A 22,324-nucleotide genomic window follows, 5' to 3' on the forward strand; every position below is an offset into this window, starting at 1 on the left:
TTAAATACGGATGAAAAAAATATTATTACTCATTGCGCTAGCTATTACAACAATAGCCTGCAATAAAGGTGGAACCTCAATAAAGGTGAATAAAACTAAAGAGCGCTACGAATTGGTAGCAGAGTACCCTAAAAGGAAAGACGATAAGGTAATGCAGGTATTAAAAACTGCCTTTCAAAACCAAGATAGTTTGCTACTAACAAAATCGGTAAGCGATGGTAAGGAAGTTGCCTTAACAAACGGTACAGTTTTCTATCTGCGGTACAATCCTGGTAAATTGGAAATGGAAATGCTGCTGGGGAAAAACAACAGGAACGGGCTAAAGTACTTTGATGCTATGGCTGCGAATGTGAAAACTGCTTTAAAATAATCAAAATAAGAAGCCGTTAAAAGGTGTATACTTTTAACGGCTTCAAATAACTATGTAGTTTTAGTCTTCGCTTAACTGCTCAATTAGCACTTTTGCCTGCTTTTTCCAATCAGTTTCTAATACTTCGAAATTGGAGTATCCAAGTTGCTTTTCAAAATCGATGGTTTTCTTGTTTTTATCGAAAGCACCCGCCACACCAATATATTTTACTTTGTCTTCATCATCAACGGATTCAAAACTATAAACATAATAGATCTGATTTTCTTGTTCAATTTCGCCCAGAAGATTGATGTTTTTAAGCTCATAATCTTCGCTAGCGTAATAATGTAATAGTAATTTGCCAAATTCTGTAGGCTCTTTATATTTAGCAGGCACTTTATCCAATTCGCCAATTTCATTATAAGCTAACATAATTGCATGTCTACTACTTAGGGAGTCTAACTGTGAAGCCAAAACTTGTTTAGGAATCAGTAATTTCTGTTTTATTCTTACTTCAACAGCCCTGGTTTTTAAATAACCAATGGTGTCTGATAAACCAATAATTTTGTTTGTAAACTTGTCGGTAAGCGCATTATCCAATTTTGGTAGCGAATAAAGGTATTGATAAGCTGTGTTTGGATAGGCTTGTGTTTTCAGTAATTCAATATCTTCCTCCAAATCAGCCAGCGCATATTTTGTAAGCGATTTTACATTCTTTGTAATTAGTTCTTTGTAAGCTGGAATACTGTCTGCCTCAACTAAATCCGATACTATCGACAATATGTTTTTACGGTAGTCATTACGGTCTAGCAAAGTCAAGAATGCTTCAAAATGATTAGTCACATAAGTTAATGAATCGGATAGCGGCTCGAATAAAGTCCAATTGCTTTTTAATTTTAGCTTTGCTTTTTGTAATTCATTTACGTACCAATCGTACTGGGTAGAGTCTATTAGTGGAATTTCTGTCAATACTTTTGCTCTAAGTTCATCACCGTTTTTGATGTCTTGGTAAGTGGTTTTTAATAGCGGAATAGCAGTTTTATCCTTCAAATTTTTTAACTGACTTATCAAAAGTCCTTTTGTACCGTAAGCGGTGGTGTCATCAGCATAATTATGTTTTATCCCTTGATATAAAAGCGGTAGCTCATCTTTATCGAAATTATAAAAGCTTAATGCTCCTTTAGCCTGTTTTTGAGTAGTAGTGTCTATACTTTTTAAATCTCTGATAATTAAATCTGCTTTTGACGATTTTAGGTCAAATGAAAATGGCTTTCCAGTGGTTTTGGTATCATTAAAAAAGGCTTGGCCAATACTGCTTTCCACCTCATCTTTAGTGCTGGTGAGTTGTAGTAACACCATGTTTTTGTCTTGCAGCCAAATTCTAGATTTCTTCATGTTGCCACTCAAAGTATCAATTCCCATAATTTCCTTTCCATGAATAGCGCCAATGCTAAAGTCTTTTTCAGCTATTTCTATCATGCTATCACGTAATTGGTTGGCAAAGAAACTATACAAAGAATCTGCAGACGGACTACGGTAGTACTTGCTTAATTCAGAATACTCTAACATGTACATACCACCGGTATTTTTATTGGTATGCTGATAGGTGAGTGGAATATCCAAAAAATGCTTTGTAATATCCTCATCCTCCTCATTGTCGTTTTCTTTTGGAGCAGGGTTTGGTTTACCAGGCCAAGAGTTGGTAATGTTTTTTACGGTAAAATCGGTTGGCTTGGTATTTTGGTACGGTAGCAATTGAAATGAATCAAAAAACTCGTCGTCTGCAGGTTTTTCTGGTCCAGATAGGTTTTGACGAAGCATAAAGTATTGCCTATTACCTTTAAAATAAGTTCTAAATTCCATGTATGTATTAGATACAATCACATCCAGTGCTCTACCTTCATAACCATCTTTAAAAATCACACGAGGTTCGCCTACCATTTCACCTTTGCTTCCCGTTTGGTTAATGATGGAATTAAACGCAGTGGCTCTATCTGCCATATAGTAGCCCTCGGGGAAATCACTACACCTGTAGATATAGTTTACATTGTTGGCAAAATCTGGTGCTACGAACATGCTTACTTTAACGTTTCTTTTTGATGCGGGATCTTGGGTATCTACTTCGTGCGCTTGAGGGGCTACAGGAGTGCTAATTGAATAAGCTTCTGTGTCGTATTTGTTCACTACCCATTTGCCAGAACTAGCTGGTTTTTTTGAATTAAAGGAATCGAAGAACAAATTGAAATAGGCCGAATCGGTTTCTTTATGTATTTGCTCTATAGTAAGTATGTAGAAGTAGTTGTTTTGATGAAATACTCTCGATAACGCCTTTTTGCCATCTTTTTCGGTGGCGAACTCCAATATCTGTATGCCGTTTTTAAGGATATTTTTCTTGCTAGATATCACTGATTTTGATCTGTCGGCCATAAAATTAGCGAGGGTGTCGAGTGGAGGTCCGCTACTTCTCTGGGGTGTATAAGCAGAGATTACCCCAAACGACAGTCCACTCATCAGATCTGGCAAGTAAGTCATGCGCATTTCGATAGTTTTATTTACCGTTACAGGTGCCGATGGAAACGAAATACTGTACTCTGGCGTTTCGTGTTTGTACCATGAAAACTTCTTCGGATTAATTGTATATTTTTTAGCTACGCCAGTATACGATGCAGGCTCTAATGTAACTTGATAACCCTGTTTTTTAAGTAGCTCTATCAAACCATTTTGACCAGGTAAATGCGCAATGCCTACACAAACAAAAAGCGTTTCCTTTTTTAAGAGTTCTAAAATGCCATTAAGCATTACAAGGTTACGTTTGTTTAATGTCTCATCAAGATAGTCATTGGCATAGTTTTCTATTCCTTTTAGGTTTCCTTCGGCATAAAGGTTTACAAGTTTCTTAAACTCTATATTGGAAAAGTCTTCATCCAAATCAAAAAGCTCATTAATTTTTTCTGGATCCTTGAGATAGGTTTCTGTTTGATCTTCTACTTTTTCTAATCCAAATATTTTTTTGCCTTCCGTTTTGGCTATGCCATATAGATATGCATCTAAGAAAGTGTTCATGTCATCGCTGTTTTCTACATTGGGTCTCATTATTGTAGAAATAAATAGCGGGTTATTTAATTGTGTCTCATCTGCTTCTAAACCATGTCTTTCCTGATATTTCTTTGCAACTATTGCTCTTTGTTCATCGCTTAAATGTACCTTCATCGTGCCCGCTTTTGTTTCATCATAAAGATGCGTTAACATCGAATCGGGATCTAACTCTAAAACAAATGCTGAACTCTTTGCGATAGAACGCATTACAGAATCGCTAAAATTGAATACTTTTTTATCCTTTACATGTATGCTGCCAAAGAGATAAGAAGGTTGTTTTAAATTTTTACCGCTTATTTTCCAAAGCATTTCGTAGACTTGGTTTTGGGCTTTGCTACTAAAAGTTTGGCTGCATAGAAATAGTATTAGGCATAAAATGAATTGCCTAGGTTTAAGCGTCAGAGAATTTGTCATTAGATGGTTTTTTTAGTTCTTCTAAGATAGAAAAAGAAAGCAACTTAAGTATTTAGAAAAATTAAATGAAAATAAAAGACTACTAATTTGGTAGTCTTTTATTTTCTTCCTACATTTGATTTAAGTTTTAACGTTTACTGGCTTTGTCCTTATTTATTTGGTTATGTCGATTTATCTAGAATTTCCAGCAATTGCAGAATATCCGATATATAGCAATCCATTTATGAATGATGAAGAAAAGTTTTTCCCAGAGGAAGACCAGTTAAGGAAGATAAAGGAAGAGCAAGAAGCGCTTCAAGATTTTTTGAAGTTGAGAACGGTTTAAAATATACAGCCAGTTGACCGACAGGGAGGTGGGAGTCTCATAAACTTCTGATGATGGTTCGAATCCATTGCTGGGCCACTACGCTTATTAACTAACTAAACCTAAAACCGGGGTGCAGCTAGCATCTCGGTTTATTTTAAGCATTACAGTCATGTGGCCGAGCGGTTAGGTGTGGGTCTGCAAAACCCTTTACGGCGGTTCGAATCCGTCCTTGACGTCTAATCATAAAAAAAGGAAACGCTAATTGCATTTCCTTTTTTTAAATTTCATTTGTATTACTTCACCGTATATCGCAACACCGTTCTTCCCACATTTCCATCTTTATCTATACCTTCTACTACGGCTTTGTAATTTCCCTTGCCATCAGCGTTGTTAAACTCGAAGCTGATATTTCCTTTCTCGTCGGTAACTAATTTAGGGTTCCAATAAATAGTAGTTCTTAAATCGTTACTTGTTACTGGAGCATTAGGCGCATACTTAGGTGAATAAAATTCTCTCTCTTTGCTATAACCCATTGGCGAATATTTCACTTCATATTTTTTCGGTATCATATTCAAGAAATCTTGCTTAGAAATTTTTTCGCCCTTAGGGATTTTTTTAGAATTGATCACAATTACCCCGCGGGTGTTGTGCATTCTGTCAACCGTTCCAAGTGGATCGTTCAAGAAGATTTCGATAGACTCTACATCTGTCGCCGCCACGGTATTAATAGCATTAGCATCTACAAACATTCCGTTTAAGAAAATAGCAGCAGGAGTTCGTCCACCTTGGTTATAATCTCTGGTAATGTAGAATTTCTGTTCGTTGAAATCGTAGGTAAAGCTTGGGGCTTGTACTTTTAAGCATTCTAGAAGTAAATTACAGCCTTCTAAATTTTTTCCATCAATAAACCTATCAGGAATTTGGCTTAAACCTGCCAATGCTGGATGATCTGAATGGCTTGGCCTTTTTACCGCTGCTCCTTTAATTTCTACCGTTTTTAAAGTTCGCATAAAACGATATTGCTTTTGACTATTGTTCAAGTATGAAGCCATTGCTGTATCAATATTTTCTACTTCATCTGCTGCATGTAAATTCACTCCTCTTCCAGCGCTTGGCGTACCATCTAACATAATCATTAGGTTATTATAGTTAGGGTTAGAACGAGCTGTAATCACCACTTGCGCAGAATCTGGAAATACCAAGTCTTTAAAACTAAATACACCAACGTTACTTGTGGTAATTTCCTTTGAAATAGGTTTGCCTGTTACCATCATTCTCATCACACCTTTTCTAATTGGCATTCCTGTAAGATCTCTCAATGTTCCCGAAATGCTGATGCCTTGCTCTGGTAATAAAAATATTTTTGGATAACGACCAGCTAAAATTTCTTTGTAAGCAAATCTTCTATAGCCTTGCGTTAGCATCAAACGATCTAAATCCAATAATTTCTTCTCATCCGTTTTATTGAAATAGTAATTTGGTTTCTCCACGTAGCCTTTCAAGTCCGAAGTAAGCAATAAAGAGCTTAAAATGGTAGTTTCGCTATTTTCATCTACAGGAACTTTGGTTTCATCGGTGACGGTTACAGAAAAATCGCCCACTACTGGCGCCTCTTTGCCTTTTGCATCTAAGGTAAGTTTTACCTTTTGGCGAGGTTTGTAAGTTGGTAAATCTGCCTTTAAACTCAAATTCATTGCGTCTTTATGCAATACAAACACTAAGCGCTCGCTAATTGGTTCGCTTTTTTCGTTAAATAAAGTGAGTTGTGCAATACCAGAAGGGAAGTTTGTCTTCGGAATTTTTGCTGTAATCACTTGGTTTTTTAGGTTCAGCTGTGCGCCATATGCAATAGAATTGCCACTCTGGCCAACTAGATAAAAAGCTTTTTCTTTATTTGCCTCGAAAAAAGCAGCACTTGCTAAGATGCGTAGGTTGATGAAATCTGTTGCTGTAGGATTATTTGCCTGTAGCGTAATGCCGTCTTTAGCTTTTGGCAGATCTACCGTTTTGGTGACACCACCAGCGGTGTATTTCACTTTGTAGTTTTTGCTTGCTTCTGGAGACAGAAATACACTTCCAATTCCTGCAAAAGTAGAACTGAATGTAGCAACCTCTGCATTTTGGTCATCTAGAATACTTCCTTTAACATCAGCTCCAAGTCCGTTTGGTTTTACAGCTTTAAAGCCAATTTGGTTGGGGATACCCACAATGAGTTCTCCACCTTCTGGAAACAGCTGAAAGTCTATACCATTATCGTTTTGCCTAATGTTGAAACTTGCACTGGCCAATTCTTTATCGGCTATGCTTACATCGGCAACTAAAGTTCCTTTTTTAATTGGATCTCCTGGTTTGCTGGTTACTACCACGGTTAAATAACCATTGGCATCGGTAGTTCCGCGGCCTCTGGTAAATACATCGTAGTTATGAAATACCCTCCAATTTACGGTCTTGTTGGCTAAAGGTTTTTTATTGATGTCTTTAAATTGAATGCGTGCAGTGGTTTTGATGGCTTTGTCTGCACTTGCATTTGTTAGGTTGGCATTTGTAATGAGTTGCTTGTCTATCGCTTCGCCAATGAGGATGTTTTTTGAGAAGAAATAATCTGGATCGAAATTTAACATCCATAATGTGTAAGCCCTAACGTAATAATTGCCTTGCTTGTAGGTATTCATCGGCAATGGGATATGCCCATACGCAACACTATTTTTTACAGGGAGTTTTACGGTCTGTATCAGCGAGTCTACGGAATTGTACATTTCTACGTAAACAATTTTGCTTAACGGCGATGGAATATTATTTTGTGTAGTTACATAAGCTTTAAACCAAGCTGTGTCTGCTACAGCGTAATAAGGTTTGTCGAAATGTAGATATACTTTTTCTAGCGGCTGCTCTTCAGAAAGACGCTTTGTTTTGTTAATGATATTATTTAGCGTAACGGTATCTTGTTGGGCATAGGCCGATGTAAAGCCAAGACAAATAAATAGGAGTAGTATCTTCGTAAATTTCATTTAATCACAATTTGCTGGTACAAAGCGAATATTAGAGCTTTAAATATATGGTTTATTGCTTAAGGACGGGGAATTGTATCTAAAGTTTAACAAAATTTTACATTAATCGGCTGGCTAATGTTGGTTGTGATTGTTTATTTTAAATGTGGCTAAAGTCCAGAAAATGAATTGCTATTTCCGTCGGCTAATGCCAGACGATAGTGAATTTAGGCTCTGAATGAGAGTCTTCTTAGATTCAATGATAATTATAATTGCAAGACCTTGCTTTTATCGATTAACCGAAGTTAAGATCGTAAAATTTACTTGAATAATAGACGGATTTGTGATTTTATACTTTTTTCGCATTACTGCTACACATATATATTGTAGAAATGATACTGCCCTTTCAGGGCGGTTGCCTAACAATTGTGCAATAGCCAAAGCTGTCAGCTTTGGCTACGATATCTAAAGACCTTCAGTCTTTGATTATAGTTGAGTTTTTTAAGATGATCAAAACCTAAGACTAAATTTGGCTTCCCTGAAAGGGAAATATATTTTAAATCCAATGCATCGCATTGGGTTTCTGCATCAACGTTAAATAGCCTGAAGGGCTTACATAATGCCTCAAAATTTCTTAGCTACACCCGATGGCAATGGAAACCCCACAACCCGAGTGTAACGAGGGGAGGAGTTGGAATGTACAGCGGGACGGATGTTGATAGTAGCAATGACTTTGCTGTTCTAAATTAATGATGAGCTCAACTCTTGTGATGGCAGATCTGCCGATGATTTAACGGCAAATTGCTATATTTGTGGTTATGACTAAAGAACAGTTGCAGGATTTAAGAGATAGATTAGTGTCTCTGAGGGGGTATCTTTGACGTTGATGAGCTTTTATACCAAATAGGCGAGGAAGAGAAAATTACGCTGGATCCCAATTTTTGGGACAATCCGAAAAAAGCAGAGCAAGTTTTGGCTCAAATAAGCAGTAAAAAGAAATGGACAGAAGGTTTTGCGCAAGCTAATGCGGCTTGTGAGGACACGGCTGTGCTTTATGATTTTCAGCAAAGTGGCGATGCTACCGAAGAGGAAGTGGAAGAACAATTTCAGTTAGCGTTAAAGGCTGTTGAAGAGCTGGAACTGAAAAATATGTTGAGTAGCAAGGAAGACCAACTGAATGCTGTTCTGCAAATTACCGCTGGTGCCGGTGGTACCGAAAGTTGCGATTGGGCAAGCATGCTGATGCGGATGTATTTGATGTGGGCGGAAAAAAATGGCTATAAAGTGAGCGAACAAGACTATCAGGAAGGGGAGGTTGCTGGTGTAAAAACCGTAACTTTAGAAATTACTGGTGAGTTTGCTTACGGATATTTGAAGGGCGAAAATGGGGTGCATCGTTTGGTGCGTATTTCTCCTTTCGATTCTAATGCCCGTCGCCATACTTCTTTTGCGTCGGTGTATGTTTACCCTTTAGTAGATGATACCATAACCATTGATGTAAACCCTGCGGATATAGAGTTTGAAACTTTTAGAGCTGGCGGTGCTGGTGGACAGAACGTAAATAAGGTGGAAACTGCGGTGCGTTTGTATCACAAGCCATCGGGTATCATCATTAAGAACCAAGAGTCACGTTCGCAATTGCAAAATAAAGAAAATGCTATTCGTTTATTGAAGTCTCAGTTGTATGAAATTGAGATGCGTAAACGTATGGAAGCTACAGCTGCGATAGAAGGTAGCAAAATGAAAATTGAATGGGGTTCGCAAATTAGGAGTTATGTGTTAGATGATAGACGTGTGAAAGACCATAGAACCAATTATCAAACTTCAAATCCAGATGCGGTGTTGAACGGCGAGATCAATGAGTTTTTAAAAGCTTATTTGATGGAATTTTAATTCAGTTATCAGCTTTTAGTTGCCAGTTATCAGTAATAGTTTGATAATTATAAATAAATGTTGATTTTTAAGATTTGATGCGAACAATACAACAATTAAGCAATGAGACAATATAAAGCTTTAGGACTTTTAACTTTCCTTATTTTTTCTGTAGCAAGTGCAAATGCCCAACAAGCAATATCATTATATGGAGGTGCTATTCCAGGTGCAAAAGCTGCCCCAGCTGATTACCTAGAGGAAACCTTAACTCGTGAAGATAAAGTGGTTAGGATAAGTAAAGTCACTAATCCAAAGTTGTATGTATATCAGGCCTCAAAACCGAACGGTGCAGCTGTGATTATTTGTCCGGGTGGTGGCTATGGCATTTTGGCTATAGATAAAGAAGGACACGATGTAGCCAAGAAATTTCAACAGATCGGAATAACTGCTTTTGTGTTGAAGTACCGTTTGCCAAGTGATTTGATTATGAAAGATAAAAGTGCTGGCCCGTTACAGGATGCACTGCAAGCCATTTATTTGGTTCGGAAGAATGCAGCGTCTTTTGCTATAGATCCTAACAAAGTTGGTATCATGGGTTTCTCTGCTGGTGGTCATTTGGCTTCTACAGCAAGTACTCATTTTGCAGACATGAAGATTGAAAATGAGGAGAATATTAGCCTAAAGCCTAGTTTCTCTATACTGATTTATCCAGTAATTACTTTCGGACAGTACACCCATGCAGGTTCGGTAAAAAACCTATTGGGCGAAAACCCTACAGAAGATCAAAGAAAATATTTCTCTTCAGAAAGACAGGTTAGTGCGCAAACGCCACCAACTTTTTTAGTACATGCTAATAACGATAAAACTGTGCCTGTTCAAAACAGTTTAAGATATAATGAGGCATTAGTTAAAAACAGTGTGCCAGCAGAATTACATGTTTACCAAGAGGGTGGTCATGGTTTTGGGTTAAATAATAAAACCACAAAAGATGATTGGTTTGAACGCCTAAAAAACTGGTTGCAGGCTAATAAACTAAATTAATTTGATGCCAAATAACCTAGCGCCTGTTTAATCATCGGGTCGCTTTGGTTATGCGCTTTGAAATAGCCACTATCACCTAAATAATACTTGTAAAGCATTAATTTTAAGTTTTTATAGATCAATGGCTTGGCCGGAATGAGTTGTTTCGTGTCGATAGCGATTTTTCTGCTTTCTACGAATTTCAAGAAATCTACATAATCTCTATCCGAAATGTTGAAAGCATTAACGGTTTTGTTGAGATAGTCAGATGTATATCTGTCCGCTAAAGTTTCAAAAACAAAGTCGATGAATACTTTTTTCTGAAGTAAAGTAGCATAAAACTTATTATAGCCTATGGTATCTAGCTTAACATAAATATCTGGCTGGATACCGCCACCCGCAAAAACTTTCTTTCCATCTTTTGTGATGTAAGGCATATTACTCAACAAGCTGTCTGCCTTTTCAGATTCTGCAGTCAATTCGCCATTGTTTAAGCGGTCTTCTATTTCTTGCTGATAAGCTTTATAACCCTTTTTATATGGTTTCTGGATGCTTCTTCCAGATGGGGTATAGTAACGGGCAATGGTTAAATTAACTGCCGATCCATCTTCAAAAGCAAACTGCTCTTGCACTAAGCCCTTGCCAAAAGAACGGCGACCAATAATCACACCTCTGTTTAAATCTTGTATTGCACCAGCAAAAATTTCACTTGCCGAAGCTGAATTTTCGTTGATGAGTACAGCCAACTTACCTTGCTCAAATTCTCCGCCGCCTGTAGTAAAATAGTCGGTACGTGGATCGTGTTTGCCTTGTGTGTACACAATTAATTTATTCTCTGGGAAAAACTGGTTAGCTAAAGAAGTAGCTGCGGTAAGATAGCCACCGCCATTATCTCTTAAATCTAAAACCATTTTTTTCATGCCTTTTGCCTTAAGGTTTTTTACAGCATTGCCGAAATCCGTGTCGGTAGTAGCACCAAATTTACCAATCCTGATGTAAGCTGTTTCTTGGTTGATCATGTAAGCCGCGTCAATACTGCTCACTTCAACTTTACCACGTTTCACATTTAAGGTTACAGGTGTGCTGGTGCCAGGATGTAAAACAGTTAACTGAACAGAAGTGCCTTTTTTGCCTTTTATCCTGCCCATCATTTGCGATCGAGGTAACATACGCCCGCTTACTACAGTGGTGTCTACTTTGAGAATTTTATCGCCTTGCTTAAGTCCGCTTAAAAATGCTGGGCCGTCTTTTACTACGTTCGTAACCAATAAAGTATCGTTAAGGATGTAATACTCAACGCCAACCCCCTCGAAGTTGCCTTCTAAAGCCTCAGAAAGTTCAAAAGCTTCGGTAGGAGGTAAATAAGCACTGTGCGGATCTAGTTGATGCAAAAGACTATCAATGGGCAAGTGTTTTAAGTTGTCGGCATTAATGTCATCAACATATTTTTTTTTTATTAAATGGATGATGTCTTCAACCTTTTCTTCTTCAGTATTAGCGTATTTAACGTCTTTTTGAACCTGAAAACCTTGGTCTTTTAAGAATTTGTAACCCAAAAACATGCCCCCAATTAACGTTACGCAATAGGCTAACGCAATCAATAAGTTGAGACGGGTACTTTTTTTCATTAGTTTAGTTAAGGCAAAGTTACTAAAAATTAGCTTCTCTGTATAAAAGAACGAATAAATTACAATTTAGTTTTTTAAAAATTTATGCCGATATTTGAAAACTCTTGCAATAAATTGCGGTTTTTTGCAAATTTGTAGGAGTGTAACGAATCAAATCATTTAAATGAAAAGAGTAACCGAGCAGGAATCGAAATATAAAGACATCGATAAAATGTCTGTAATGGAAGTTTTAGAAGGCATTAACAACGAGGATAAATTAGTTCCTCAAGCTGTTGAAAAAGCTTTACCTCAAATCGAAAAATTAGCTACAGCTGTAGCCGAACGCATGAAAAAGGGTGGTAGGTTATTCTACATTGGTGCTGGCACTAGTGGTCGTTTAGGTGTGGTAGATGCTTCTGAATGTCCTCCAACTTTTGGTGTGCCATTTGACTGGGTGGTAGGTATTATTGCTGGTGGCGATACCGCTATTCGCAAAGCGGTAGAGTTTGCAGAAGACGACGCTGTACAAGCTTGGAAAGATTTACAGGAGTACGATATTAACGAAAAAGATAGTCTAGTAGGTTTGGCTGCGTCAGGCACTACACCTTATGTGGTTGGTGGTTTAAATACTGCTCGTCAGCATGGCGTGCTAACTGGCTGTATCATTTGTAATGAAGGCGGTCCAGTGGTGGCCGAGTCTGATTTTCCAGTGGAAGTAGTAGTAGGTCCAGAGTTCTTAACAGGTTCTACCCGTATGAAATCTGGTACTGCGCAAAAATTAGTGCTAAATATGTTAAGCACAACAGTAATGATCCAGCTTGGGCGTGTAAAAGGAAATAAAATGGTGGATATGCAACTAACTAACCACAAATTAGTAGATAGAGGTACCCACATGGTGATGGAAGAATTAAACATCGACGAAGCACAGGCCGCTGAGCTTTTGATTAAATACGGAAGCGTTCGAAAAGCTGTAGAAGCAAGCAAGTAAGTTCGCTAACTATAATATTAGCCGCAGATGCACAGATTTAGAAGTTGAAAAATTTGTGCATCTGTGGCTTTCTTTTTTTAATCTTTTTAGCTCTCGTGTGTACAGGATAAAATCGTAAATTTGTTTTATGCACGAGATAGAACCATATTATCAGTGGAGGAACGATTATATTGCTGCTGAAGATGAGCGTTCTCCTTTTTACGAAACCGAATACTCGGAATTTTACTACGATAAGCAACTCTACAATTTTCTTATTCATCCCCAGTGGGATGCCTTTGGTTCAAATACCCTTTACATTAAAGTACTGTATGCCGATTATGATAGGCAATACGCCATCATCGAATTAATGGGCGAATGGAATGATACTATCAATAACGATATTATGACTTTAAAGCGTGAGATTTTAGAACTCATGATTGATGAGGGCATCAATAAATTTATCCTTATAGGCGAGAACGTTTTAAACTTCCACGCATCAGACGATAGCTATTACGAAGAATGGTTTCAAGATGTAGAGGATGGTTGGATTGCAGGTATCAATTTTAACGAGCATGTAATTAAAGAATTTAGAGATAACAGCTTAGATTACTATATTAACTTTGGCGGTGAACTGGACGAATTACATTGGCGAAAGCTTAAGCCACTACAGTTTTACAAAAAAGTTGAGGAACTGCTGACAAAAAGATTAAACTAAAATTGTATTTTTATCCGTTAACCAATTTAAATTAACAATGGAACAACAAAATTATCAATATCAGAACGACTCAGTTTTTGTGCAACAGCGTTCTGCTTCAAAAAAATTCTTTGCTAACGTTTTCATGTGGATGTTTGTGGCCTTGGCTGTATCAAGTGTTTCTGCATTTGTATTAGTTAATTCTCCAGGTATCTTATCAATGCTAGTGGGTGATAGAGGATTTACAGCACTAGGTTACATTGCTATATTCGCACCACTTGGTTTGGTGATGATCATGGGAGCAGCAATGCAAAGATTGTCATATCCAGCATTAGTAGGTATTTTCTTATTGTACTCTATACTAACTGGTGTGATGTTAGGCTTTGTTTTGCTAATCTATACAGCAGCATCTATAGCAATATGTTTCGTAGCGGCAGCAATTATATTCGCGGTAATGGCGGTAATGGGTTACACTACAGATGTAGATTTAAGTAGATTTGGACCTATCTTGATGGCTGCTGTAATTGGCTTGGTTGTCGTGAGTTTAATCAACTTCTTTATAGGTAGCGATACTTTAGGCTACATTTTAGGCTTTATTGGCGTGGCAGTGTTCACTGCTTTAACTGCTTACAAAGTACAAGAGATTAAAAGAATAGGCGAAGGATTAGATGAGAACGGAAACGAAATCGCTTTAGCTGATAGTAAAAAATTAGCTTTAATGGGCGCTTTATCGCTTTACATTACATTCATCAACTTATTCTTATCACTGTTAAGAATTTTCGGAGACAGAAGATAATCTGAAAAACAAAATATTATATCGAAGGCCATGCAATTTTGCGTGGCCTTTGTAATTTTATTTGGTTGTGTTACTGATATTTTTGGAAATGATAAGCGGATGTTGCACCTTTGCATTGCTTATTAAGAAAGACGGAGGGACTAGACCCAACGAAGTCTTAGCAACCTGTGCCAACAAGGTGCTAATTTCTAATCTCAGCAGTGGCGAGAGAAGATAAGTTTAAAGGGAATACCAGTTCCGATACTTTTAGAGTAAGCTGATAAATTTTGAGTATTGCGTCAAGCGATAAGCGTTCATTCGCCAAACGCCAAACGCGGATCGAGTTATGAGCATTAGAGAAGAACTAGAAAAACGTATTTTAATTATAGATGGTGCTATGGGTACCATGATACAGCGTTATACCCTAACCGAAGAAGATTTTAGAGGCGAAAGATTTGCCAATCACCCTTCTGATGTAAAAGGTAATAACGACTTGTTGAACATCACCCGTCCTGATATTATTAAAGCCATCCATACTGAATATTTAGCAGCAGGGGCTGATATCGTTGAAACGAATACTTTCAGTACGCAACGCATTTCCATGGCCGATTATGGAATGGAAGAGTTGAGTTACGAGCTAAGTTACGAAGGAGCTAGGATAGCCAAAGAAGCAACTACCGAATTCATGGCACAAAATCCTGATAGGAAATGCTTTGTTGCAGGTGCAATTGGCCCAACTAACCGTACGCTTTCACTTTCTCCAGATGTTAACGACCCAGGTTTCAGAGCGATCTCTTACAAAGAACTTTTTGATGCTTACTATGAGCAAATTAGAGGTTTAGTAGATGGCGGTTCAGACGTACTATTAATTGAAACCATCTTTGATACTTTAAATGCAAAAGTGGCAATTGCTGCCATTAAAGAATATGAAGAAGTAGTAGGAAAAAAACTTGAAATCATGATTTCGGGTACCATTACCGATGCTTCGGGCAGAACCTTGTCTGGTCAAACGGCAGAAGCATTTTTAAATTCTGTTGCACATGCAAATCCTCTGAGTATTGGTTTTAACTGTGCTTTGGGAGCGAAAGAAATGCGCCCTCACATCGAGGAACTGGCTGCAAAAGCAAATTGTTATGTTTCTGCTTATCCAAATGCGGGTTTACCTAACGAATTTGGCGCTTACGATGAAATGCCTCATGAAACTGCTCACTTGGTAGATGACTTTATCATTTCGGGCTTTGTAAATATAGTGGGTGGTTGTTGCGGAACAACGCCAGACCATATTGGCTGTATTGCTAAAAAAGCGGCAGCGGCTCAACCTAGAAAAATACCGACTATTGCTCCGTATTTAAGGTTAAGCGGATTAGAGCCAGTAACCATTACACCCGAAAGTATTTTTGTAAACGTAGGTGAGCGTACCAATATCACAGGTTCTCCAAAATTCTCTAAGCTCATTTTAGGTGGCGATTATGAAGCTGCTTTAGCCGTCGCCCTACAACAAGTTGAGGGCGGTGCACAAATCATCGACGTAAATATGGATGAGGGGATGATTGATTCGGAAGCGGCAATGACCAAATTCCTGAATTTAATTGCTTCAGAACCTGATATTGCCAAGCTGCCTATCATGGTCGATTCGTCTAAATGGACGGTAATCGAAGCTGGGTTGAAATGCTTACAAGGCAAAGGCATCGTTAACTCCATATCCTTAAAAGAAGGAGAAGAACCCTTTAAAGCCAATGCCCGTAAAATTATGCGTTACGGTGCTGCAGTTGTAGTAATGGCATTTGATGAGCAAGGTCAGGCAGATAATTACGATCGTAGGATAGAAATCTGTAGCCGTAGTTATCGCATTTTGGTTGATGAAATTGGTTTTCCTCCACAGGATATCATTTTTGACCCTAATATTTTAACCGTAGCAACAGGTTTAGAAGAACATAACAACTATGCGGTAGATTTTATTGAAGCTACCCGTTGGATTAAACAAAATTTACCTCACGCTAAAGTTAGCGGTGGGGTTTCCAATATTTCATTCTCATTTAGAGGAAACAATGTTGTGCGTGAAGCGATGCACTCGGCATTTTTGTACCATGCCATTCACGCAGGTTTGGATATGGGAATTGTAAATGCAGGGATGCTAGAGGTTTATCAAGAAATTGAACCCGAGCTTTTAGAAAGAGTTGAAGACGTACTATTAAACCGTAGAGACGATGCGACTGAGCGTTTGGTTGAGTTCGCTGAAACAGTAAAAAACAAAGGAAAAGTTATCGTTAAAGACGAAGCTTGGCGACAAGGAACGGTTGAAGAGCGTTTGTCTCATTCCTTGGTAAAAGGTATCGTTGAGTTTTTAGATGATGATGTAGAAGAAGCCCGCCAGAAATATCCGCGACCAATTCAAGTCATAGAAGGTCCTTTAATGGACGGAATGAACATTGTGGGAGATTTGTTCGGCGCTGGAAAAATGTTCCTGCCTCAAGTGGTAAAATCTGCCAGGGTAATGAAAAAAGCTGTGGCTTATTTATTACCGTTTATAGAGGAAGAGAAATTAGCCAATCCAGATGCTACACAGGGCTCTTCAGCAGGAAAGATTTTGTTGGCAACGGTAAAAGGCGATGTACACGATATCGGAAAAAACATTGTAGGCGTAGTTTTAGCTTGCAATAACTTCGAAATTGTAGATATGGGCGTGATGGTTCCTGCACAGGAAATCATTAAAAAAGCCAAAGAGATTAATGCCGATATTATTGGTTTAAGTGGTTTAATCACACCATCGCTTGATGAAATGGTTCACTTTGCCAAAGAGATGGAGCGAGAAGGATTTACAGTTCCGTTAATTGTGGGCGGAGCTACTACTTCGAGGATACATGCAGCAGTGAAAATTGCGCCTAATTATTCTGGTCCAGCTATTCACGTGTTAGATGCTTCTAGAAGTGTAACGGTTTGTAGCACTTTGATGAATGGCGAATTACGTGAGGGATATATTTCGCAAATCAAAGCCGAATACGATAAAGCTCGTGAAGCGCATTTGAACAAACGTTCGGATAAGCGTTTCAAGACTTTGGAAGAGGCAAGGGAAAATAAATTCCAAATAGATTTAGCACAAGTTGCTCCTGCTCCAACATTTACAGGTACAAAGGTTTTGGAAGATTATCCTTTAGAAGAGTTACTTCCTTACATCGATTGGACGCCTTTCTTCCATACATGGGAGTTACGTGGTAGTTATCCACGAATTTTTGAAGATAAAAACGTTGGTGATGAAGCGAAAAAGCTTTTCGACGATGCTCAAACTTTGTTGAAACGCATTGTAGATGAAAAGTTATTAAAAGCAAAAGCTGTGTTTGGTTTTTGGCCAGCACAAGCCATAGGCGATGATATCCAGTTAGCAGTTCCAAGTTCTCAGTTAACAAAGACAGCAGAACTGAAAAACGGTAATTCTGAATGGGTAATTATTCATACTTTACGCCAACAGGCCGAAAAAGTTGATGGTCAACCATATTATGCTTTGTCGGATTTTATTGCACCAGAAGGCAGCGGTAAGAAGGATTATTTCGGTGGTTTTGCTTTGACCGCGGGTATTGGTTGCGATGAATTGGTAGCAGAATACGAGAAAAACTTTGATGATTACAACAGCATCATGGTAAAAGCTTTAGCCGACCGCTTAGCAGAAGCATTTGCAGAAAAGTTGCACGAACTGGTGCGTAAAGATTATTGGGGTTATGCAAAAGACGAGCATTTCTCTAACGAAGATTTGATTAAGGAACAATATGTAGGTATTCGTCCGGCACCGGGTTATCCTGCTTGTCCAGAGCATACCGAGAAAGGAACTTTGTTTGCCTTATTAGAAGCAGAGGAGAAAATTGGCTTACACATTACCGAAAGTTATGCGATGTATCCAACAGCTGCGGTAAGTGGCTTCTATTTCTCGCATCCTGAGTCTAGGTATTTTGGATTAGGGAAGATTAGTAAGGAGCAGATAGAAGATTACGCTTTGAGGAAGCATTTAACGGTAGAAGAAGTAGAGAGGTGGTTAGCACCTAATTTAGCATATTAACCCCCCGACCCCCTAAAGAGGGAAGGGCATATACGTAATAAATAAAAAAGCCCCTTTAGGGGTTTGGGGTATGAAAATAACAGAACACATCAAAAACGCAAAGGGTAAAACCTTATTCTCATTCGAGCTTTTACCACCAGTAAAAGGTCAAAGCATCGATTGGATTTACGAAGGCATCGAACCACTTTTAGAGTTTGAACCACCTTTTATAGATGTCACATCCTTAAGAGAAGATTATATATACAAAGAGCAAGAAAACGGTTTGTTGCAGAAAGTGTCTTATCGCAAGCGCCCTGGAACTATCGCCATTTGTGCAGCTATCATTCATAAATATAAAATTGATGCAGTGCCGCACTTAATTTGTGGTGGTTTTACAAAAGAGGAAACGGAAAATGCGTTAATTGATTTACAGTTTTTAGGCATTGATAACGTATTGGCTTTGAGGGGTGACGCCCGCAAAGCGGATAGCTCTTTCGTGCCAACCCCAGGTGGACATTGCTACGCTACAGATTTAATTGAGCATATTAAAAACCACAACAATGGAAAATTTTTGCATGAGGATGTAGAGACTTTTAAAAGTGATTTTTGTATCGGCGTTGCCGGATATCCAGAGAAACATTTCGAAGCACCAAACCTAAACACAGATTTCAAATACTTAAAAAAGAAAGTAGACATGGGCGCTGGCTTTATCGTAACACAAATGTTCTTCGATAACCAGAAATACTTCGACTTTGTTAAAAAATGCAGGGAGAACGATATTAATGTGCCAATTATACCTGGTTTAAAACCAATCAGTACTTTATCGCAATTGAATGTATTGCCTAAAATATTTCATATCGATTTACCAGATGAGTTGACTGATGCTTTGTCGCATGCTAAAAACAATGCAGAAGCTAAAGCAATAGGTACAGAAGCGATGATTAAGCAATGCAAAGAATTAATTGAGTTTGGCGCACCAGTACTGCATTTTTATACCATGGGTAAACCAGATCAAACTAAAGAGATAGCGAAAGCAGTATTTTAAAAAGATTGATAGCAACTAATTTTGCGGCAGGATGATGTTTTTTGCGGACATCTGCGGTATTTCGGGATAATTTTTTTATTATTGAATAAATTTCATCCTGAATGCTATGCTTAAAAAATTACTTCTGATCCTATTAGTATGCGCTTCTGTGCAGGCCAAGGCCCAAATCAACAACGGTCCAAAAATACAGCGTGAATTTAGAGCTGCTTGGGTTGCTAGTGTGGCTAACATTAATTGGCCTAGCAAACGTGACTTAACTACGCAGCAACAACAAGACGAAGCTATTGCTTTGTTAGATATGTTGCAGAAGAATAATTTTAATGCAGTAATTTTCCAAATTAGACCGCAAGCAGATGCTTTTTACAAAAGTGAAATCGAACCTTGGTCTTACTATTTGACTGGAGTTCAAGGTCAAGCACCAAGTCCGTATTACGACCCTTTAGAGTTTTGGGTAAATGCTACACATGAGCGTGGCATGGAGCTACACGTTTGGTTAAATCCTTATCGTGCACATCATACCGCTGGTGGCGAAGTGAGCGATTTTTCTGTGGTAAAAAAGTATCCAGATTTAGTGGTAAAATTAAAGCAGGGCTATTGGTGGTTTGACCCGGCGAAAAAAGGAACACAAGATTTGGCTTCCTCAGTAGTTAAGGATATTGTAAAGCGTTACGATATTGATGGTGTTCACTTTGATGATTATTTCTACCCCTATGCTGAATATAATGGCGGTGCCGATTTTCCGGATGATGAAAGTTATGCTGCTTATCAAAGCAAAGGCGGTAAATTATCTAGAGGAGATTTTCGTAGAGATGCCGTGAACAAGTTTGTTGAGCGTGTTTACAAAGAGATTAAAAAAGAGAAGAAACATGTGAAATTCGGTATCAGTCCTTTCGGGATTTGGAGACCAGGTTATCCTGAGAGTATCAGAGGAATGGACCAATATGATAAGCTTTACGCTGATGCCAAATTATGGTTAAATAAAGGTTGGATAGATTATTTTATGCCACAATTGTACTGGCAAATCAACAATATTCCGCTAAGTTTTCCTGTGCTTTTAAACTGGTGGGAAAGTGAAAATACCAAAGGTAGGCACTTATGGCCAGGCTTAAATAGCGGCATTGGTGGTGGCGAAAAAAACAGCGATGAAATCATCAACCAAATTATGATTTCTAGAGGAATTACGCCTAAATCGCCAGGTGTTGCACATTGGAGCATTGGTGCTTTAACTAAGCACGAAAGTTTAAGAAATGATTTGCTAGCTGGTCCTTATAAAGAAGAAGCTTTAGTGCCAGTTTCGCCTTGGTTAGATAAAAATGCACCGCAAGCGCCTATAGCATCTCAAGAAGATAGAGGTACTGATATATATGTGAAGTGGACGCCAAAAGATGAAAAAGATGTTTTCAAATATGTGCTTTATACGCAGTATGGTGAAAAATGGACTTACAGAACTCTAAATGCAAAGAGTACTTTCTTCCAAGTTTCGAAAGTGGCAGAAATAAATCCGAAAACTAAAGCTACTGCTAAACTGAAGGCTATTAAAATTACTGCTGTTGATAGAGCAGGTAATGAAAGCGAGGGAGAGGTGATTTCTCTTTAAAAATATACCATCATTTCGATTGGAGGACTGTCCTATAATTTTCGGGGGATAACTTTAGGACTTTTAAATTGAAAGGTTAGCTCAGCTGGCCTTCAATTCTCCATTCGAAATGATGGTAATTGTATGTTTCGTCATTTCGATGAGGAGGAACGACGAAGAGAAATCCAACTAATTGCTAGATTTCTCCTCGTAAACTCGTCGAAATGACGAGCTATCTAAGTTTCTGCTAATTCTTACTTTCCAACCAGCTTTTAAAACCTTCAAAATCTACGCCCAATTCATCAGCTTGCTTAGCTCTGCCTTCTAGTTCTTTTACCGAAGCCGGAATTTCGATTTTTGCAGCTAACTCGGCAGGGAAAATATCTGGGAATTTACAAGCATGTGCCGTAGATAAAAATACTGTAGCGCCATCGTAATCCGTTTCATTTCTGTACTTTTCTACTGCCAAATAAGCAATTGCCGTATGCGGACAAGCGATGTAATCAAAATCTGCATCAATTGCTTTAATGCCAGCAAAAGTTTCCTCATCATTAAAACGAGTTGCACTTACTACTTTTTTCAAAGCATCTGCATCGCCAGCAAACAAATCCATAATACGAACCCAGTTGCTAGGTGCGCCAACATCCATCGCGTTAGCATAAGTTTGTACCGATGGCTTGGTTTCGTAAACACCTGTCTCCAAGAAACGAGGAACGGTATCATTTACATTCGTAGCAGCGATAAATTGCTTCACTGGTAAACCCATTTTGTAAGCTAGTAAACCAGCACCAATGTTACCAAAGTTTCCGCTAGGTACAGAAAAAACTACCTCCTTAAAACCTTTTCTTTTCAGCTGTGCATAAGCATTGAAATAGTAAAAAGTCTGCGGAATTAAACGAGAAATATTGATAGAATTTGCAGAAGTCAGACGGAATTTTTTGTTCAGTTCTTCGTCAGCAAAGGCTTGCTTTACCAATGCTTGGCAATCATCAAAAGTGCCATCTATTTCAATTGCTCTGATGTTTTGCCCTAAAGTGGTCAATTGTTGTTCTTGTATTGGGCTTACTTTTCCTTTTGGATAAAGAATAGTAACTCGGGTATTTGCCACGCCCAAGAAACCTAGAGCCACTGCACCACCAGTATCGCCCGATGTAGCCACCAAAACATCTAACAATTGTTCGCCATCTTTTAGGTAATAGCCCATTACACGGCTCATGAAACGAGCGCCAAAATCTTTAAAAGCTAATGATGGTCCGTGGAACAGCTCTAGAACGAAAGTGTTATCGTTTAAAGGAACAACAGGCGCATCAAAATTAGCGGCTTCTTCTACCAAAGCTTTCAAATCTGCGGCAGGTATTTCGTCTTTCAGCAAAGCTGATGCTACTTCATAAGCGATTTCCGTTAGGGAATATTTTTCAATATTATCAATAAATGAAGCTGGTAATTGAGGGATTGCCTCGGGCATGTACAATCCTTTATCTAAGGGCATGCTATTAAAAACAGCCTCTTTAAAGGAAACACGTAAATCTTTATTGTTGGTTGAGTAGAATTTCATTTTTAGGGTGTAAGGTTTAGGGTATAAGGCAAA

The 22,324-nt window shown here is 38.3% G+C and carries 14 protein-coding genes, 1 tRNA gene and 1 riboswitch; of the genes, 11 read left to right on the forward strand and 4 right to left on the reverse strand.

Features of this window, described 5'->3' with window-relative positions:
- Positions 1–10 precede the first annotated feature (10 nt).
- Positions 11–370, forward strand: a complete 360-nt coding sequence (locus AC23ME_RS15685; protein WP_487728723.1) for a hypothetical protein — start codon at positions 11–13, stop codon at positions 368–370.
- A 60-nt stretch (positions 371–430) separates the two neighbouring features.
- On the opposite strand, the gene AC23ME_RS15690 is transcribed toward AC23ME_RS15685, so the two are convergent.
- Positions 431–3,754 (reverse strand): TraB/GumN family protein, encoded by a 3,324-nt coding sequence (locus AC23ME_RS15690; RefSeq protein WP_487728724.1) that lies wholly within the window; start codon positions 3,752–3,754, stop codon positions 431–433.
- Between the two features lie 268 nt (positions 3,755–4,022).
- On the opposite strand from AC23ME_RS15690, the gene AC23ME_RS15695 reads away from it, so the two are divergent.
- Both AC23ME_RS15695 and AC23ME_RS15700 read left to right on the forward strand, forming a co-directional pair.
- Positions 4,023–4,184 carry a hypothetical protein gene (locus AC23ME_RS15695; RefSeq protein WP_487728725.1) on the forward strand — a complete coding sequence of 54 codons (162 nt, stop codon included), beginning with the start codon at positions 4,023–4,025 and terminating at the stop codon, positions 4,182–4,184.
- Positions 4,185–4,331: 147 nt separating this feature from the next.
- Positions 4,332–4,402 (forward strand) — tRNA-Cys (locus AC23ME_RS15700).
- A gap of 57 nt (positions 4,403–4,459) precedes the next feature.
- Here AC23ME_RS15700 and AC23ME_RS15705 read toward each other — a convergent pair.
- On the reverse strand, positions 4,460–7,174 hold the full coding sequence (locus AC23ME_RS15705; RefSeq protein ID WP_487728726.1) for an Ig-like domain-containing protein: 2,715 nt from the start codon (positions 7,172–7,174) through the stop codon (positions 4,460–4,462).
- A 797-nt stretch (positions 7,175–7,971) separates the two neighbouring features.
- On the opposite strand from AC23ME_RS15705, the gene prfB reads away from it, so the two are divergent.
- Together prfB and AC23ME_RS15715 are read left to right on the forward strand one after the other, a co-directional pair.
- Positions 7,972–9,046, forward strand: a protein-coding gene (gene prfB, locus AC23ME_RS15710) for a peptide chain release factor 2 (protein ID WP_487728727.1) whose coding sequence is annotated in 2 segments (ribosomal slippage) — positions 7,972–8,031 and positions 8,033–9,046 — 1,074 coding nt in all. Because the reading frame shifts where the segments join, the coding sequence is not laid out codon by codon here.
- 102 nt (positions 9,047–9,148) lie between these two features.
- Complete coding sequence (locus AC23ME_RS15715) at positions 9,149–10,066, forward strand: alpha/beta hydrolase (protein WP_487728728.1); 918 nt, start codon at positions 9,149–9,151, stop codon at positions 10,064–10,066.
- Here AC23ME_RS15715 and AC23ME_RS15720 read toward each other — a convergent pair.
- Entirely contained in the window at positions 10,063–11,673 is a 1,611-nt protein-coding gene (locus AC23ME_RS15720) for a S41 family peptidase (protein WP_487728729.1), read from the reverse strand. The two genes, AC23ME_RS15715 and AC23ME_RS15720, sit on opposite strands and share 4 nt — an antisense overlap.
- A gap of 163 nt (positions 11,674–11,836) precedes the next feature.
- Here AC23ME_RS15720 and murQ point away from each other — a divergent pair, with 163 nt between their 5' ends.
- The 6 genes from murQ to AC23ME_RS15750 all read left to right on the forward strand — a co-directional run bounded on the left by murQ (position 11,837) and on the right by AC23ME_RS15750 (position 20,757).
- On the forward strand, positions 11,837–12,640 hold the full coding sequence (murQ, locus tag AC23ME_RS15725; protein WP_487728730.1) for an N-acetylmuramic acid 6-phosphate etherase: 804 nt from the start codon (positions 11,837–11,839) through the stop codon (positions 12,638–12,640).
- Positions 12,641–12,767: 127 nt separating this feature from the next.
- Positions 12,768–13,334 carry a hypothetical protein gene (locus AC23ME_RS15730; protein WP_487728731.1) on the forward strand — a complete coding sequence of 189 codons (567 nt, stop codon included), beginning with the start codon at positions 12,768–12,770 and terminating at the stop codon, positions 13,332–13,334.
- Between the two features lie 37 nt (positions 13,335–13,371).
- Positions 13,372–14,109 (forward strand): Bax inhibitor-1/YccA family protein, encoded by a 738-nt coding sequence (locus AC23ME_RS15735; RefSeq protein ID WP_487728732.1) that lies wholly within the window; start codon positions 13,372–13,374, stop codon positions 14,107–14,109.
- Between the two features lie 116 nt (positions 14,110–14,225).
- A riboswitch (SAM riboswitch) is annotated at positions 14,226–14,329 on the forward strand.
- A gap of 105 nt (positions 14,330–14,434) precedes the next feature.
- On the forward strand, positions 14,435–18,136 hold the full coding sequence (gene metH / locus AC23ME_RS15740; RefSeq protein WP_487728733.1) for a methionine synthase: 3,702 nt from the start codon (positions 14,435–14,437) through the stop codon (positions 18,134–18,136).
- 70 nt (positions 18,137–18,206) lie between these two features.
- Positions 18,207–19,160, forward strand: coding sequence for a methylenetetrahydrofolate reductase (locus tag AC23ME_RS15745; protein ID WP_487728734.1), 954 nt, complete (start codon positions 18,207–18,209; stop codon positions 19,158–19,160).
- Between the two features lie 106 nt (positions 19,161–19,266).
- Positions 19,267–20,757: a glycoside hydrolase family 10-like protein gene (locus tag AC23ME_RS15750; protein WP_487728735.1), complete on the forward strand. Its 1,491-nt coding sequence runs from the start codon at positions 19,267–19,269 to the stop codon at positions 20,755–20,757.
- A gap of 226 nt (positions 20,758–20,983) precedes the next feature.
- Here the strand turns inward: AC23ME_RS15750 and thrC are convergent, their stop codons facing one another.
- On the reverse strand, positions 20,984–22,291 hold the full coding sequence (gene thrC, locus AC23ME_RS15755) for a threonine synthase (RefSeq protein WP_487728736.1): 1,308 nt from the start codon (positions 22,289–22,291) through the stop codon (positions 20,984–20,986).
- Positions 22,292–22,324 lie beyond the last annotated feature (33 nt).

The sequence above is a fragment of the Pedobacter sp. T50_32 genome, from assembly GCF_057652195.1.

Excerpts from the sequence above, each read along its gene's own strand:
- AC23ME_RS15745 (WP_487728734.1), top strand. The coding sequence starts at position 18,207 with ATGAAAATAACAGAACACATCAAAAACGCAAAGGGTAAAACCTTATTC.
- AC23ME_RS15730 (WP_487728731.1), top strand. The coding sequence starts at position 12,768 with ATGCACGAGATAGAACCATATTATCAGTGGAGGAACGATTATATTGCT.
- AC23ME_RS15695 (WP_487728725.1), top strand. The coding sequence starts at position 4,023 with ATGTCGATTTATCTAGAATTTCCAGCAATTGCAGAATATCCGATATAT.
- metH (WP_487728733.1), top strand. The coding sequence starts at position 14,435 with ATGAGCATTAGAGAAGAACTAGAAAAACGTATTTTAATTATAGATGGT.
- thrC (WP_487728736.1), bottom strand. The coding sequence starts at position 22,291 with ATGAAATTCTACTCAACCAACAATAAAGATTTACGTGTTTCCTTTAAA.
- AC23ME_RS15750 (WP_487728735.1), top strand. The coding sequence starts at position 19,267 with ATGCTTAAAAAATTACTTCTGATCCTATTAGTATGCGCTTCTGTGCAG.
- AC23ME_RS15685 (WP_487728723.1), top strand. The coding sequence starts at position 11 with ATGAAAAAAATATTATTACTCATTGCGCTAGCTATTACAACAATAGCC.
- AC23ME_RS15705 (WP_487728726.1), bottom strand. The coding sequence starts at position 7,174 with ATGAAATTTACGAAGATACTACTCCTATTTATTTGTCTTGGCTTTACA.
- AC23ME_RS15720 (WP_487728729.1), bottom strand. The coding sequence starts at position 11,673 with ATGAAAAAAAGTACCCGTCTCAACTTATTGATTGCGTTAGCCTATTGC.
- AC23ME_RS15690 (WP_487728724.1), bottom strand. The coding sequence starts at position 3,754 with ATGCTTTGGAAAATAAGCGGTAAAAATTTAAAACAACCTTCTTATCTC.
- AC23ME_RS15715 (WP_487728728.1), top strand. The coding sequence starts at position 9,149 with ATGAGACAATATAAAGCTTTAGGACTTTTAACTTTCCTTATTTTTTCT.
- AC23ME_RS15735 (WP_487728732.1), top strand. The coding sequence starts at position 13,372 with ATGGAACAACAAAATTATCAATATCAGAACGACTCAGTTTTTGTGCAA.
- murQ (WP_487728730.1), top strand. The coding sequence starts at position 11,837 with ATGAAAAGAGTAACCGAGCAGGAATCGAAATATAAAGACATCGATAAA.